Annotated in this window: 17 protein-coding genes; 12 read left to right on the forward strand and 5 right to left on the reverse strand. The window is 50.1% G+C overall.

Going from position 1 to position 13992, the window contains the following annotated elements; all coding sequences use genetic code 11:
• Positions 1-121: 121 nt before the first annotated feature.
• The gene (locus tag ACH50O_RS07420) at positions 122-643 is read left to right on the forward strand and encodes a hypothetical protein (RefSeq protein WP_446811384.1); all 522 of its coding nucleotides are present in this window, start codon (positions 122-124) and stop codon (positions 641-643) included.
• A gap of 188 nt (positions 644-831) precedes the next feature.
• Here ACH50O_RS07420 and ACH50O_RS07425 read toward each other — a convergent pair whose 3' ends face one another.
• Positions 832-1833, reverse strand: a complete 1002-nt coding sequence (locus tag ACH50O_RS07425) for an SbmA/BacA-like family transporter (RefSeq protein ID WP_446811385.1) — start codon at positions 1831-1833, stop codon at positions 832-834.
• A gap of 392 nt (positions 1834-2225) precedes the next feature.
• On the opposite strand from ACH50O_RS07425, the gene ACH50O_RS07430 reads away from it, so the two are divergent.
• The 9 genes from ACH50O_RS07430 to ACH50O_RS07470 all read left to right on the forward strand — a co-directional run bounded on the left by ACH50O_RS07430 (position 2226) and on the right by ACH50O_RS07470 (position 8698).
• Positions 2226-2408, forward strand: a complete 183-nt coding sequence (locus ACH50O_RS07430) for a CsbD family protein (RefSeq protein WP_446811386.1) — start codon at positions 2226-2228, stop codon at positions 2406-2408.
• A gap of 59 nt (positions 2409-2467) precedes the next feature.
• Positions 2468-2746, forward strand: coding sequence for a CsbD family protein (locus ACH50O_RS07435; protein ID WP_446811387.1), 279 nt, complete (start codon positions 2468-2470; stop codon positions 2744-2746).
• 175 nt (positions 2747-2921) lie between these two features.
• Positions 2922-3272 (forward strand): four-helix bundle copper-binding protein, encoded by a 351-nt coding sequence (locus ACH50O_RS07440; protein WP_446811388.1) that lies wholly within the window; start codon positions 2922-2924, stop codon positions 3270-3272.
• A gap of 249 nt (positions 3273-3521) precedes the next feature.
• Positions 3522-4343 carry an alpha/beta fold hydrolase gene (locus tag ACH50O_RS07445; RefSeq protein ID WP_446811389.1) on the forward strand — a complete coding sequence of 274 codons (822 nt, stop codon included), beginning with the start codon at positions 3522-3524 and terminating at the stop codon, positions 4341-4343.
• A gap of 234 nt (positions 4344-4577) precedes the next feature.
• Complete coding sequence (locus ACH50O_RS07450; protein ID WP_446811390.1) at positions 4578-5075, forward strand: hypothetical protein; 498 nt, start codon at positions 4578-4580, stop codon at positions 5073-5075.
• 44 nt (positions 5076-5119) lie between these two features.
• The gene (locus ACH50O_RS07455; RefSeq protein ID WP_446811391.1) at positions 5120-5563 is read left to right on the forward strand and encodes a DUF2383 domain-containing protein; all 444 of its coding nucleotides are present in this window, start codon (positions 5120-5122) and stop codon (positions 5561-5563) included.
• A 52-nt stretch (positions 5564-5615) separates the two neighbouring features.
• Entirely contained in the window at positions 5616-6146 is a 531-nt protein-coding gene (locus tag ACH50O_RS07460) for a peroxiredoxin (RefSeq protein ID WP_446811392.1), read from the forward strand.
• A gap of 24 nt (positions 6147-6170) precedes the next feature.
• A complete protein-coding gene (gorA, locus tag ACH50O_RS07465) occupies positions 6171-7523 on the forward strand; it encodes a glutathione-disulfide reductase (RefSeq protein ID WP_446811393.1) in 1353 nt (450 codons plus the stop codon).
• 104 nt (positions 7524-7627) lie between these two features.
• Positions 7628-8698 (forward strand): protoglobin domain-containing protein, encoded by a 1071-nt coding sequence (locus tag ACH50O_RS07470; RefSeq protein WP_446811394.1) that lies wholly within the window; start codon positions 7628-7630, stop codon positions 8696-8698.
• A 69-nt stretch (positions 8699-8767) separates the two neighbouring features.
• On the opposite strand, the gene ACH50O_RS07475 is transcribed toward ACH50O_RS07470, so the two are convergent.
• Positions 8768-9121 (reverse strand): EF-hand domain-containing protein, encoded by a 354-nt coding sequence (locus ACH50O_RS07475; protein ID WP_446811395.1) that lies wholly within the window; start codon positions 9119-9121, stop codon positions 8768-8770.
• A gap of 521 nt (positions 9122-9642) precedes the next feature.
• Between ACH50O_RS07475 and ACH50O_RS07480 the strand changes: the two genes are divergently transcribed.
• Together ACH50O_RS07480 and ACH50O_RS07485 are read left to right on the forward strand one after the other, a co-directional pair.
• Positions 9643-9834 carry a hypothetical protein gene (locus tag ACH50O_RS07480; RefSeq protein WP_446811396.1) on the forward strand — a complete coding sequence of 64 codons (192 nt, stop codon included), beginning with the start codon at positions 9643-9645 and terminating at the stop codon, positions 9832-9834.
• Between the two features lie 159 nt (positions 9835-9993).
• A complete protein-coding gene (locus tag ACH50O_RS07485) occupies positions 9994-10437 on the forward strand; it encodes a DUF2383 domain-containing protein (RefSeq protein ID WP_446811397.1) in 444 nt (147 codons plus the stop codon).
• A gap of 27 nt (positions 10438-10464) precedes the next feature.
• On the opposite strand, the gene ACH50O_RS07490 is transcribed toward ACH50O_RS07485, so the two are convergent.
• The 3 genes from ACH50O_RS07490 to ACH50O_RS07500 all read right to left on the reverse strand — a co-directional run bounded on the left by ACH50O_RS07490 (position 10465) and on the right by ACH50O_RS07500 (position 13877).
• Entirely contained in the window at positions 10465-12021 is a 1557-nt protein-coding gene (locus ACH50O_RS07490) for an HD domain-containing phosphohydrolase (protein WP_446811398.1), read from the reverse strand.
• A 126-nt stretch (positions 12022-12147) separates the two neighbouring features.
• Positions 12148-13272, reverse strand: a complete 1125-nt coding sequence (locus ACH50O_RS07495; RefSeq protein ID WP_446811399.1) for a DUF1207 domain-containing protein — start codon at positions 13270-13272, stop codon at positions 12148-12150.
• Complete coding sequence (locus ACH50O_RS07500; RefSeq protein ID WP_446811400.1) at positions 13269-13877, reverse strand: BON domain-containing protein; 609 nt, start codon at positions 13875-13877, stop codon at positions 13269-13271. The genes ACH50O_RS07495 and ACH50O_RS07500 overlap by 4 nt, the downstream gene beginning before the upstream one ends.
• Between the last annotated feature and the right edge of the window lie 115 nt (positions 13878-13992).

Here is a 13992-nt window from a genome sequence, read left to right on the forward strand (position 1 = left end):
GCCCCGTTGCAACGACGGACGAAAGCATAAAACTGCAAAAAATCAGTCGAGAAACGGCCGGTACTCTGCAGGTAGACAATCAACTTGAAACTAAAGCGCCTTGAAGGCGTGGGAGTAAGTTATGACTAAAGCCGTATTTTGTATCGCTCAAACCATCGAGCAAACCGAAAGCATTGTGAACCAGTTGAAGGCCGCCAGTTTTGCCAGCAACGATATTTCCGTATTGCTACCCGATAAAAACACCACTATGGATTTTGCCCATGAAAAACACACCAAAGCCCCGGAAGGCGCGGCGCTTGGCGGAACGGTAGGCATGGGCACCGGTGCTGTACTGGGTTGGCTGGCCGGTATCGGCAGCCTGGCCATTCCGGGCTTGGGACCGTTTATCGCCGCCGGACCGATTATGGCGGCCCTAAGCGGTGCGGCCCTGGGTGCCGCCGCTGGCGGTTTGAGCGGCGCCTTGATCGGCGTGGGTATTCCGGAATATGAAGCCGTGCGTTACGAAGGCAAAATCAAGGGCGGCGGCATTTTGATTTCGGTGCATGCCGGCAGCGGCGAAGCCATTGATCAGATCAAGGAAATTTTCGGGCATGCGCATGCCGAGGATATTTCTTATACCGACGAGGCATCAGTACCCGCTTAAGGTCCGCTATTTGTTTTCGTGCCTACGAGATTTGCCTTTGTAGGCCTTACAAGCTTCCTGTGTAGCGCCTCCATAATGCCCACCGCCAGTCGGACCGGGCATTTTTTTTGCCGTTTTTAGGTCAGCCCATGGCAAACTGCAATCGGCAATCCCAAGTAACAAACCGCGACCGTGTAAATTTACCACGATCATTCGGCATCGCTTGCCGGATCGGTGACAAGGCTTTGTTGTTCCAAATCGTGCAAGGCATCGACCAAACCCAACACCCTGTCCACCGAGGCATGCCACTGGGCGATCACCGGCATATTATTGACCGGCCAGGATAATGCCGCCGCCATTTGCTGAAACGCCTGTACCGACTGCATTAATGCGCCGAGAGTAATACTGCCCAGGATATAGCGCGGTGCGGCGATCAGGATAGGCAATGCCATCGACAGCACCGCATAACCCGAGCTGAACAAAATGATGTGCTCCCAAGCCCGGGTTTGCAGGTCGTAAATACCGTTAATGTCTTGAAAAAGGCCTAAAAAGCGCTTTTTTTCATGAGCCTCCCGCTTGTTCGCGGAAATGATCTTGGCATTTTCCCGCGCCTTGACCAGGCCGAAGCGAAAATTGGCCTCGACCGTTTGCATCGCGTTGGTGGTGAGGGTCAGCGGGCGACCGGCCCACCAACCCAATATCGAAGCCAAGGCCGCGTACAACAACGCCAACCAGACCAGATGACCGTATATCGGTATTTGAATATACCCCAAATTCAGTATGACGCTACCGGAAAGCGTCCAGAGAATTTGGGTAAAGCTGCAAAGCAATAGCAAGCAATAGAACAGCGTAAAACTCAGATTCACGGCTTCGTCCGTAGCCACGCGAATATCTTCCGCAATCCGTCCGTCCGGGTTATCGTGGCCCACCGTCAGTATCTGGGCAATTTGGTAATGATGGCCTTTGTGCATCCAACGGCCGATAACGTGAGCGGTCAACCAAGCCCGCCAACTGATTTGCAAATCCCGTTTAATTTTTAAATGCAACACCGTCACCAACATACTGGCGGCAAAAATTAAAAGCAAATCGCGAATCTGCGTCTGCAAGCCCGCCATATTGTGTTGTTCCAGCGCATCGAACAGTGCCGCACTCCACTCTGTAATCATCACGGCAATGATAATCTGCAGCACCGTCAACACCAGTAAATTCAACGTGCGTCTACAGATACGCGTCTTATGTTCCGATCGCCAAAAAGGCCCCGCCAATCGCAAAAATTTAATGAAAAACCCCGTAGGCGCAGGCTGCCGCATCATTAGATCAACGGGTATTTTAATGGCACGAGTTTGGGGATTTTTCCGGGGAACTGACATATGTATTAACAAAAACGGACAATCGATATGGATACGATGCACTGCCGGAATTTTCGAGTCTGTGCGCTAGCGTACCAAACCGCCCGGGCATCAAAACGCTGCAGTCAGCAGCCGTTAGGGCAATGTGCGGTGACGCACCGACCCTAATTGGCAGTACGAGTATGGTTTGCTTCGAGCACCGAAAACACCGGTACTCGCTCGTTTCATTATTAAAACAATCACCAGGAATTCTCATGAACAAAGATCAAGTAAAAGGCCGCGTCGAAGAGACCAAAGGCAAAATCAAAGAAGTAGCAGGCAACCTATTGGACAACGAAGACCTGGAAGCGGAAGGCAATGTCCAAAAACATACCGGCAAAGTCCAATCCAGTTTCGGCGATCTTAAAGATAAAGTGAAAAAGGCTGTAGACGATTAGTAACACCGCGCAAGTTTATGTTTTCAACACAGGATAATGACTTTACGCGGAGAACTATCATGAACCCAATTCATCACAAAACTGCCGTTTTATGGGCCGGCATCCTGCTGGCTGCATGCTCTGTTGCCGCCTACGCGGCAAATCATGAATACGACACGCCCGTGAACAAAGATCAGGTGGAAGGCCGGGTCGAAGAAACCAAGGGCAAGGTCAAGGAAGTCACCGGCAAGATAATCGATGACAAAGGCATGGAAGTGGAAGGCAATGTCCAAAAAAATCTCGGCAAAGCTCAAAAGGGCTATGGCGATATTAAGCAGGACATTAAAGAAGGCAAGTAAGGAAAAGCCGCTATCTATGCAGACGACTCGCCTCCCCCTCTTGGCGGGTTAATCGGCCGGCTAGCGGCGAGCGCGACCTTGTAGAGACGCGGGAATATTGCGTCTCTACAACTTCGATTAACAATCTTGTTGCCCTTTCGTAGACCAGATCAAACGCTTCAATCGGGAGAATCCCATGCATCAAACGTCTCACTCCGAACATGCCACGCAAGCCTGCATAGCGGCCTGCAGTGTTTGTCACCAAATTTGTCTGCAAACCGCGATGAACCATTGCCTTGAAACCGGCGGCAAACATATTAAAGCCAAGCATCTGCGCCTGATGCTGAACTGCGCGGAGATTTGCCAGACTTCAGCGAACTTTCAACTGACCGGCTCGCATTTTCTACATCGCCTGCACGAACTTTGCGCGGAAATATGCGAAGCCTGCGCAGCCGAATGCGATGAAATCGGCGATATGAAAGATTGTGTCGTCGCCTGCCAGCAATGCGCCGACAGCTGCCGGCAAATGCTTAGCACCCAACATTAAAGCCAGTCTTTCGTCAGCATGGGCTCCAGATCTCTATTGATATTCGCGGTTATGGCGATGGCGCTTGCAGCTTGTGCTACAGGTCTGCCGGCGCCTCCTTCACTACCAGCCGACGCCTCGTCCGACAACAACGCAAGTAAAGAAAACCTGCTCGGCAAAATCACTTGCCGCGCCGGCTTGTATCAAGTTTTCTGCTGAGAACGACAGTAAGCTTTCGGAATTAATCACGCCAGTTAAGGAGTATCCATCATGAGTACGCTAGTCACCAAAGACGGCACCCGCATTTACTATAAAGACTGGGGCCTGGGACCGGTGGTGGTGTTCAGCCACGGCTGGCCGCTAAGCGCCGATGCCTGGGAAAGCCAGATGGTGCATCTGGCCGCAAACGGTTACCGCTGCATCGCTCACGATAGACGCGGCCACGGCCGTTCCGATCAGCCTTGGCTTGGTAACGATATGGAAACCTACGCCGACGATTTGGCGGAACTGATCGAAACGCTCGATCTAAAAGACATCAGCTTGGTCGGCCACTCGGCCGGTGGCGGCGAAGTGGCGCGCTACATTGGCCGCCACGGCTGCCAGCGAGTTGCCAAGGCGGTGTTGGTCGGTTCCGTTTCGCCGCTGATGCTAAAAACCGACAATAACCCGATCGGCCTGCCGCTCTCGGTATTCGACGACATTCGTAGCGGCGTTTACGCTGACCGCTCGCAGTTTTATCAAAATCTTGCGGCCCCGTTTTACGGAGCCAACCGGCCGGACGCGACGATCAGCCAAGGTGTACTCGATGCGTTTTGGTGCCAAGGGATGCAGGGCGGCCTGCTAAATCAACTTGCTTGTATCAAAGCATTTTCAGAAACCGACTTTTCCGACGATCTAAAAAAATTCGCTATACCGACCCTGATTATCCATGGCGACGACGATCAAATTGTGCCGATTACTGCGTCGGCGCTGGCTGCCATAAGCTGTGTTAGCAATGCGACGTTGAAGATTTATCCGGGCGGTCCGCATGGTTTGGCCGACACGCATAAAGAGCAATTGAATAATGACTTGCTTACGTTTCTTAAAACCTGATTCGCGCCGCTGACGACATTCGCCGCGAATGTGTGGCAGCGTACCGAAAGTAAGGTCGTTTAGCTGTATTGTTACCTTCTCCAAACAAGATATTAATTAACGCTTAAGTATCTTGTCAGCCAATAAATAAATTATTAATAGCCTGATCATTCTTTGGTTATTAATGAAATCGCTGTAAAAATCACCAAAATAACAGCTAAAAATCAGGCTGTTATTCGGATCGAAGAGCATATTATGTATAAGCCTGTTTTTTGTATTTGCCAAAGCATCGGTCAGACAGCCGCTATCGTCAATAATCTTAAAATGGCGGGATTTTCCAACAACGAAATATCCCTGCTGTTTTCCGAATCCGCAAATACCGAAACACCGCTACAAAACCCCGGCGAAAACGGCGCCAGCGCAGAAGAAAATCGCCTCGATCTGGAATGGATCAGCGGAATCGCTAGCCTGGAAATACCCGGAAGCGGCCGGTTCGTTGCCGGCGGACCTATTGTGGTTGAGTTAAGCCGCACACCGAAAAAAGACAGTGTTGTAGATTTAATGACCGCACTCGTCGGTGTCGGCATTCCGGGGCAGGAAGCCAAGCACTATCAAGAAAAAATCAAGAGCGGACTTACCTTGATCGTAGTCAATACGGCCAACGTGGATACGCGTGATTCCGCCAATACTATTTTCCGACAAGCCGACGCCCAGGACATTTCCTCTTCGGAAGAAGTATCGGTCATCGTTTAAGGCGTTTTGGCCTTTTCCCACCCTTTATACTCAGGAATTTTATTATGCATAGCATCGATACCATAGACAGCTTACTTAAAGACGAATTAGCGGCCACAGAGACTTATCTCCAGGTGTTAAAAAAATTACGCGAGCAAGTTTCGCTAGGCGAAACCGAATCCTTGTTGCCGATTTACGAAGAACATAAAACGGCGGTTGCCAGTTTAAAAACACAAATCCGAGAACTCGGCGGTACGCCAGCCGAGGAATCCGGCGCCTGGGGCGCATGGGCTAAATTGTTTCAAAGCGGCGCTAATGCCTTCGGTAAACAAGCTACGCTCAGAATGTTGCAGGAAGGCGAAAAAAGCGGCTTGGGTGACTATGAAAAAGCGCTGCTGGATCAAGAGCTCGGCAGTGAAATACGGATCTTGATAGAACAAACACTGCTGCCCGCTCAACACGCGCATATACAAGCACTCGATCAATTGATGGGGTCATTGGCGGCTTAAGCTGCCAAGCACATCGTCCCGTTAGTTGTATAAAATTCCAAGGAGTCACACCATGCTGAGCACTGTCCCCGATATTGTTTTCAAAACCCGCGTTCGCGACGAAAGTGTCGGCGGCGACAACCCGTTTCGCTGGCAAGATGTCGGTACTGACGATATTTTTAAAGGCAAAACGATCGTGGTGCTGGCGCTACCCGGCGCTTATACCCCTACTTGCTCGTCGAAACACCTACCCGGCTTCGACGCGAAATACCAGGAACTGATCGCGCAAGGTGTCGATGAGGTGTATTGCCTCAGCGTCAACGATGCCTTTGTCATGTACCAATGGAGTCAGCATCTAAAAATCGCCAACGTAAAAATGCTGCCTGACGGCAACGGCGAGTTTACGGAAGCGATGGGTATGCTGGTTAAAAAACATAACGTCGGTTTTGGCAGTCGTTCCTGGCGTTATTCGATGCTGGTAAAAGATAAAAATATTCTGAAAGTCTTCAGCGAACCCGGCCAAAGCGATAACTGCCCCGACGATCCGTTTACGGTGAGCGATGCAGACACCCTGTTGGCTTATTTACGGGGCAACAGTGATTAACTTAAATAGCGCCAGGGAGCCGTCATGACCGACTACGACTACGACCTATTCGTCGTGGGCGCCGGCTCCGGCGGTGTGCGTGCCGCCAATATGGCTGCCAATCAAGGGGCGCGGGTGGCTATTGCGGAAGTTCGTCATTTTGGCGGCACCTGCGTCAACTTAGGCTGTGTACCGAAAAAGCTGTTGGTGTATGCCTCGCAGTTTAAAGACGACTTCGCCGCTGCTGCCGGCTTTGGTTGGACGCTGGATAACGCCTCCTTCGATTGGCCAAGTTTGATCGCCAACAAAGACCGGGAAGTCGAGCGTTTGCAAGCGGTATACCAAAAGCATTTACAACAATCGCGCGTGACCGTATTCAACGGCAAAGCACAATTACTCGATGCGCATACCGTTGCGGTTGCCGGCGAACAATGCACGGCCAAACGCATTTTACTCGCCACGGGTGGCTGGCCTTTTGTACCCGATATAGCCGGTAAACAACATGTCGTTACCTCAAATGACATGTTTTCCCTGGATAAGCTACCGGAGCGGATTTTGATTGTCGGCGGCGGCTACATCGCTGTGGAATTTGCCAGCATTCTTAACGGGCTTGGCGTCGATACCACTGTCTGCCAGCGCGGAGAGAAACTGCTGGAAGGATTTGACGAGGATATTCGCGATTATCTGGCAGCCGCCATGAGCCGGCAGGGTATCAAGATTTTGTTTAATTGCGATGTTCTGGCTATCGAAGCCAATGGCACTGCGTTTAGCGTCAGTTTGGCGGACGGCAACACCGTGATCACCGACTTGGTGATGTACGCCACCGGCAGAACGCCGAATTCACGCGGATTCGGCCTGGAACAGCTCGGCGTGGCACTGGACGACAACGGCGCGATCATAGTCGATGCCCACTATCAAACCAATCTGCCGTCTATCTATGCGCTGGGCGACGTCACCGACCGGGTCAACCTGACGCCGGTGGCAATAGCCGAAGGCGAAGCGCTGGCTCAGCGTTTGTATAGCGAGCGTGCGCAACCGGTGGATTACGACAACATCCCCACTGCGGTGTTTTGCCAGCCCAATATCGCCAGTGTCGGATTGACCGAAGCCGAGGCGCGAGAAAAATATCCCGACATCGATATATTTAAAACCGAATTCAAACCCATCAAAAATACGCTGTCAGGGAGGGATGAAAACACTATGATGAAGATGATTGTCGAGTGCGGCAGCAATCGGGTAATCGGTTTGCATATGATAGGTGCCGATGCGCCGGAAATTATCCAGGGCATGGCTGTGGCGATGCGCGCCGGTGCAACCAAAGCCATCTTCGATTCGACTATCGGCATCCACCCTACTTCCGCCGAAGAGTTTGTGACCATGACTCGCAAAATCCCCTAATCAATACTGTTAGTTAAGAACGGACGCTATACAGCGTGTTCCTTTATTCGACAGGCTATAATGTAAAGCCTAGCAATTAACTAGTTGAATAAACTGGAGGGTAAGTGAAGCAAACCGAACAGACCCTGCTGGAACAATTGCAAATTACCGAATTCGATATTGCCAATCGCAAAACCTTGCTGTCGCTGACCGAAGACGACTTTACGGTCTTAAGTAGCTTTAGCAATGTTATCGCCGCGCGTATCGATTCTTTGGTCGCCCGCTTCTACGAAATGCAAACCAGCATCCCGGAAATAGCACTGCTGATCGGCGATGCCGATACCCTACACCGCCTGGAAAATGCCCAACGGCGTTACGTGCTCGATCTGTTCAGCGGCGTTTACGATATGGACTATGTCAACAACCGCCTGCGTATCGGTCTGGTCCATAAGCGAATCGGCGTAGAACCCAAACTCTACCTATCGGCGATCAGCACGCTAAAGAGCTTATTAAGCGAAATTATTTTTGAGACGTTGAGCGACAATGCCGAACGCCAGACCATGGTGGCGGCGTTGGATAAACTGTTTTTGTTCGACATCACACTGGTATTCGAAACCTATATTCGCAGCCTGGTTTCCGAAATCGAAATTTCCAAGCAAAAGTCCGAACGCTATGCCTGCGCATTGGAAGAAAAAGTGCGTGAGCGCACCCAACAACTGGAACAAATGACGCGCACCGACTCCCTGACCGGTCTGCTAAGTGTGCGCTATCTAACGGAAACACTGACGCAAACCTTGCGTGCGGCGCAGCGCCGTTCCGAACCCGTGTCGATCGCATACATCGATATTAACGATTTCAAAATGATTAACGACGTCAAAGGCCATCGCCGCGGTGATGAAATTCTTCGCATCGTCGCGGCGGCAATAAAAAAAGTTTCCCGGATGGAGGATCGCTGCTTTCGTTATGGCGGCGACGAGTTTTGTATGATACTGCCAAACTGCCGGGAAACCCAGGCGCAAGATATATACATCACTCGTCTCAACGCAGTTATAAAACAAGAGTTGGACGATGTCAGTTTAAGCGTCGGCATCGCACAAACCGGTCCGGACGAATTCGAAGAGCCTAATTTGCTGATTAATCAGGCCGATTTGAGAATGTACGACGCTAAGAAAAAATTCAAAGCCGAAATCGGATAGCATTAATATATCCAATGGGGAGTCGGCAAATAAATTCTAAATATGAGCGTGCCAATAGCTATAAATTGACTACTTGACCTCGCCTTCCCGTTTGGTTTCCATTTTCAGATTTTGGTATTCGTGTTGTTCCAGTTTGCCGTCGTTACCGGCGTCAACTTTATCGAAAGTTTGCAACATATATGGAAAATTTTGCAATTCGCTTTTGGTGACCAGATGATCACCGTTAATATCGGCTTGGGCAAACGTAGGTAATTTCCCCTTGCCATCGGCCGACTTCGCGACTGGCTTAATCTGCGATTGTTCGGCACTGACCGGATTAATAATGGCGATAACACCAAGCCCCAGCATCAAACTCATTTGAATAATTTTGATATACGGATTGCCATTATTAGATGCACTGATTTTTGTTTTATTGGTTTTCATATTAATATGTTTTTTAAGATTTAGGTTTAATTTAAAGTTGCCAATAATTTTATAAATTACTTAAAATTATTATATTATCCAACAGGCATGATTATAAGCCTCACCTGAATTAAGTCGGTTCGTTGGCACACATATTTTTGTCTTATTAAATTTCTATTAATGTCAGTTAGCGAAAGGCTTACGGAAACATCTAAAAGTTATAGGGACAACCTGCATCCTTAGCGTCAAAACCCCGGATTATAGAATTAAATCGGAGTCTTACACTGCCTTCCCCCAATGCCCTCAAGTTAGACCTTTCACTGTTGCGATAATATCTTCTCCCTCCGCCCCCTCGGGACATAAAAGAATAAGATTAGGATGAGGACACCAATAAACCAGAGGCACGAGGCGCGCACTCTAGCTTTTCATCTGTGTGCTAACGCACCGATCAATTCAAGTTTTGTTTGTAAAGTTTTCGTCGAGCGCAAACAACGGCGCTCTGAGATTTTCACGGGCTATACCAAATTACCGGAGAGTTGTTTATGAACGAAGACAATCGGCAAAACGGCATTCACAAGGCTACGGCCAGTACGGAAGATTCCGGCGAATATGTTTTAAATCAGGATGACAGCGAGCTCGAAAGATATTTACGCCGTAAGCAGGACAAAATAGAAAATAACCTTGGAAACTACAGAGTAAAAATAAAAAAAAGCCATAGACAGCCATCCTACTGATAGAGATAGACATATTTATGGACTTCTAGGATAGGAAAATACTTATCGCATATGCCAATCTATCTGAATTGCGAAGACGATTTAATTAACAAAACTACTTACAGGCGGAATTTCCATAATGCAAATATCCGCTTAATACCATTATTGTGGAGTCATACTATGTACAACTTACAATCGACAACCAGTTTGCTACAAAACGAATTATCCGCAGTAGAAATCTATCAAATGGCGTTGAATAAATTCCGGAAGGAAACCGCACTGGGAGAATTAGATTTTTTAATGTCTTCTTTTGAGGAACATAAGGCAGCGGCTGGCGGTTTGCAGGGCAAAATACAACAACTGGGCGGCTCATCCGTGCAAGATTCCGGAGCCTGGGGAACTTGGGCCAAAATAATCATGACCGGCGCTAATTTATTGGGTAAACAAGCTGCGCTAAAGGTATTACGCGAAGGCGAATTAACCGGCACCGAAGACTATGAAAAAGCGTTGCAAGATCATGAGCTGCCGTCCGAGATTCGTGCCTTAATCGAAACAAAGCTGTTACCGGCACAACAACGGCATTTACGTACCTTAAACAGCCTATTGGACGCGGTAATGGCCTAGGTATTGCTGGCGCAGGTGCACGAATATCTAGTCTTCGATGATATATCCGTGCACTTGAAACACACGCAGGCAGGTATCGACCACTTGTTCGTCCAGACTAAGCCCGCGTTGTCTGGTAATTTCCGTTAGCGCGGCATCGATACCTAATGCCGCGCGATAAGGGCGATGCGAGGCCATGGCTTCGACTATATCCGCGACGGCCAGAATCTTCGATTCTAATAATAAATCATCGCCCGTCAGTCCCCGCGGGTAACCGGAGCCGTCTATCCGTTCATGATGTTGTCGAATAATCTCGGCTATGGGCCAGGGAAAACTGACGTCTTTCAGAATATTGAAGCCGATGACGGGATGCTCTTTAATTAGTCCGAATTCCATCGCAGTCAATCGCCGGGGCTTGGCCAATATTTCCGCCGGAATCCCGATCTTGCCCAGATCGTGTATCGTCGCCGCCAGATGCAAGCCATGTATCCTATCGGCGTCGAGGCCTAATTCGGCGGCAATCTGCGAGCAAAGGTTAGCTACCCGCCGTTGATGACCACCGGTATAGGAATCGCGCTCTTCGCCGGTATCGGCGATCACCTGGATGGTTTTCTCCAGACTTGCACGAAGTTGTTCTTGATACTCAAATTTTGCAATCGCGGTGCGCAGCGCGGCGATACCGAAACCGATATCGCCGGATATTTCTTGTAATAGCTGGCGTTCGCTTACCGACCAGTTATCGAATCTTTCTCCATAAAGACTCAAACAGGCGACATCTTCATTAGAAAGCTTGAAGGGTAAGGATATCGCGGAACGGTAGCCACGCTGCAATGCCTGCTCGCGCCAAGGCTTATAAGACGCATCGGTCGCGATATTTTCCACGAACTGGACTTTTTCCGAGCGAATTGCCCGGCCGGTTGGCCCGTTGCCCAGCGCGGTGCTGTCTGACCAGCTAATGTTAGCGCCCGCTAAATAGCCGTCATCGTGACCGTAGCTCGCTATCGCGTCGACGCGTTTGTCCGGGCCACAGTCGGCAAATCCCACCCAGGCCATACGGTAGCCGCCGGTATCCACCGCAATCCGGCAATATTCGTTTAAGAGATCGGTTTCGGTGGTGGCTTTAATCAAGGCCACATTGCTTTCGCTGAGCATTTTCAATGCCCGCGAAGTTGCCCTTAACTCAATCTCGGCCAGATGGCGTTTGGTGTTATCGCGAATATTGCACTGGATGACGTCAATACCGTCGCATTCGTAAATATTGCTGACAAACTCCACCGGAATGCTGCGCCCATCCTTGGTTTCCAAGGGTAGGTTGTCGTAGCGGATATGGCCCTTGGTCTGCAGTTCGCTAAACTCGGCCCGATTAAGCGCGCTATCCCTGAACACGCCAATATCCCAGAGCTTTTTGCCCAGAAACTCTTCATGCGAATAGCCTAGCAACAGCATCAGAAAGGGATTCACTTCTTCGATAATCCCGGTTTCGGCGTTTAACAGCAGAATCCCGTCCTGCGCCGTTTCGAATAGCCGGCGAAAGCGTGCTTCCGAAAAGCGCAGGGCTTTATCGATTGCCGCCAGCGTGGCGGCATATTCTTCGGCAGTTTGCATCGGTAACGCCAAGGTTATTTAAAGTTAGGATTAGATCTTGATGACGGTACGCGACAGCGCCGGCCAATATTCGTGTCAGACGAAGCGCGCCGATAACGACGCGCTTCGTCTGTTTATACCTACGCGCTAAAAATGGTAATGCGCGCCCAAGCCAACGTATTCCACTTTGTCTTTGTAAAACTGGCCGCTAGGCGAATAGCCATTGAAATATTCGACCAGAATTTGCAGTTTACGCCCCAGTACTTTGGCATTATCGAATTCGACGCCGGCTCGAGCCGAGATGTCGGCGCTCCAGTTGTTTTGGTCGTAATTCTTGATGTCGGCGGCGATGATCGGACGCATCGAGGCAAAATCCAGACGCCATGGGCTTCTGAATTCGATACCGTATTGCGCGGACCATTTTTTCAACGCGGAAGGCTCTCTATGGAACAAGCCGCCGCCGCCACCGTAAATCCGCACGCCGTAAGGCAGTTCGTAAGACAGTTTCAAGTCCACACCTTCGTAACTCAGGTTAACCCGCTCGAACGTGGTGTTGACCTTACGCAACAAAAATTCGTCGCCCAGATGCGAACTTTGATGATAGAGCCGGCCGAACGCTGAAAACTGGCCGACGCGTGCACTGGAGTAAACCGAGGCAATAAAATCGGTATTCACCAGATCGGATGACGCTGCGTCCAGGTTGAAGTCGCTAAAAACGCCGGCCTGCAGACCCGCTTCCCATTGCGCGGCGGAACGGCCGAAATTGGCGCGATAAAACGGGATGGTTTCGCCAAAGCTTACCGAGGCTATATCGCGGCCGTCGAAATTATTGCTTTGGTAATTCCGGTAAGCCGCGGAAAAATGAGCCCAGCGCGGATCGGCCAGTAACCCTTTGAACAAATGCCCGGTCGGCAACAATCCGGTCGGCAACACCAGCGTATCGGTTGCGGTCAAGGTAGTCGAATCGCCGGCAAACCCAGCGGCCTCTCTGGCATGTACATCGGTGGTTTCGGCTATTTTGACTGCACTCACGCCGGGAATCTCCGCTAAAACTTTGCTGGCTTGGGCGCGTTCCGACCCGCTTAAGTTAGCAGCCGGCAGAGTGATAACGCCGTCTTTGACTGCCAGTGCCGGCATATCCAGGTTTAAGTCGTGCTTCAAAGCAGCAGCGGCATAGCCGGCGATATAGGCATCGTCCGCAGCCGTAGCCTGCACCGCTGGCGCCGCAAGTATTACGGTCCCGGCAACAATAATCGGATGACAAATATTCATAATTTACTCGGCACGCTGGTTTTGATTGTTAGCTGATTTTGCACCGATTTAACGTGCTCTTGACTATTCGCCAAGCCTATCGCCCTCGCCGCCATTTGCTCGGAATCGACGGTACCGCGCAAGGTTGCCACGCCATCAACTGTCGTCACATCGATCGGTGCCAGTTTTAGAAAATCGTCGTTTAACAACACCGTCTTGATTTTGGCGGTGATTACCGAGTCGTCCAGATATTCGCTTGTGGCCTTAGTGCTATCCACTACCGAATCCTTGGCGGCTTCGATGCGTCTTTCGGAGTTATTAATGGCTTGATCTATCTGCTTACCGGCTTTTTCCAGCGCCTCGTTAGAGGTTTCGCCGGCTTTATCGATGGATGCGCCGGTTTTTTCTGCCTGCTGCTCTATCGATTGTTTCACTGCTTCGATTTTTTGGCTGGTCTTGTCCGCGGATTGTTCGACGTTTTGTCCGAGGTTTTCCACGGCTTTATCGATTTTTTGCCCGGCTTTTTCCGCCTGCCCTTCCGGTTGACACGCAACCAGTCCTAACACGGCGGATATACATCCAATAGCAAACAGCTTATCGGATAAGTTAATGGATGAGGTTTTCATGACGGGTTCCTTTTTGAGTGGTGTTTACGGACAAGGCGCCGGTAACGACATGTGTAAAATCCACACTAATCCAGCACGCCCGGCTGCTTGAAAGCTCACTCTGATTCTAAGGACG

Source organism: Methylomonas sp. 2BW1-5-20 (assembly GCF_052474515.1).

Bases quoted from the DNA above. Each gene is read 5' to 3' on its own strand.
- ACH50O_RS07450 (WP_446811390.1), top strand. From the start codon at position 4,578: ATGTATAAGCCTGTTTTTTGTATTTGCCAAAGCATCGGTCAGACAGCC.
- ACH50O_RS07490 (WP_446811398.1), bottom strand. From the start codon at position 12,021: ATGCAAACTGCCGAAGAATATGCCGCCACGCTGGCGGCAATCGATAAA.
- ACH50O_RS07460 (WP_446811392.1), top strand. From the start codon at position 5,616: ATGCTGAGCACTGTCCCCGATATTGTTTTCAAAACCCGCGTTCGCGAC.
- ACH50O_RS07455 (WP_446811391.1), top strand. From the start codon at position 5,120: ATGCATAGCATCGATACCATAGACAGCTTACTTAAAGACGAATTAGCG.
- ACH50O_RS07445 (WP_446811389.1), top strand. From the start codon at position 3,522: ATGAGTACGCTAGTCACCAAAGACGGCACCCGCATTTACTATAAAGAC.
- gorA (WP_446811393.1), top strand. From the start codon at position 6,171: ATGACCGACTACGACTACGACCTATTCGTCGTGGGCGCCGGCTCCGGC.
- ACH50O_RS07475 (WP_446811395.1), bottom strand. From the start codon at position 9,121: ATGAAAACCAATAAAACAAAAATCAGTGCATCTAATAATGGCAATCCG.
- ACH50O_RS07495 (WP_446811399.1), bottom strand. From the start codon at position 13,272: ATGAATATTTGTCATCCGATTATTGTTGCCGGGACCGTAATACTTGCG.
- ACH50O_RS07485 (WP_446811397.1), top strand. From the start codon at position 9,994: ATGTACAACTTACAATCGACAACCAGTTTGCTACAAAACGAATTATCC.
- ACH50O_RS07430 (WP_446811386.1), top strand. From the start codon at position 2,226: ATGAACAAAGATCAAGTAAAAGGCCGCGTCGAAGAGACCAAAGGCAAA.
- ACH50O_RS07435 (WP_446811387.1), top strand. From the start codon at position 2,468: ATGAACCCAATTCATCACAAAACTGCCGTTTTATGGGCCGGCATCCTG.
- ACH50O_RS07440 (WP_446811388.1), top strand. From the start codon at position 2,922: ATGCATCAAACGTCTCACTCCGAACATGCCACGCAAGCCTGCATAGCG.
- ACH50O_RS07480 (WP_446811396.1), top strand. From the start codon at position 9,643: ATGAACGAAGACAATCGGCAAAACGGCATTCACAAGGCTACGGCCAGT.
- ACH50O_RS07500 (WP_446811400.1), bottom strand. From the start codon at position 13,877: ATGAAAACCTCATCCATTAACTTATCCGATAAGCTGTTTGCTATTGGA.
- ACH50O_RS07420 (WP_446811384.1), top strand. From the start codon at position 122: ATGACTAAAGCCGTATTTTGTATCGCTCAAACCATCGAGCAAACCGAA.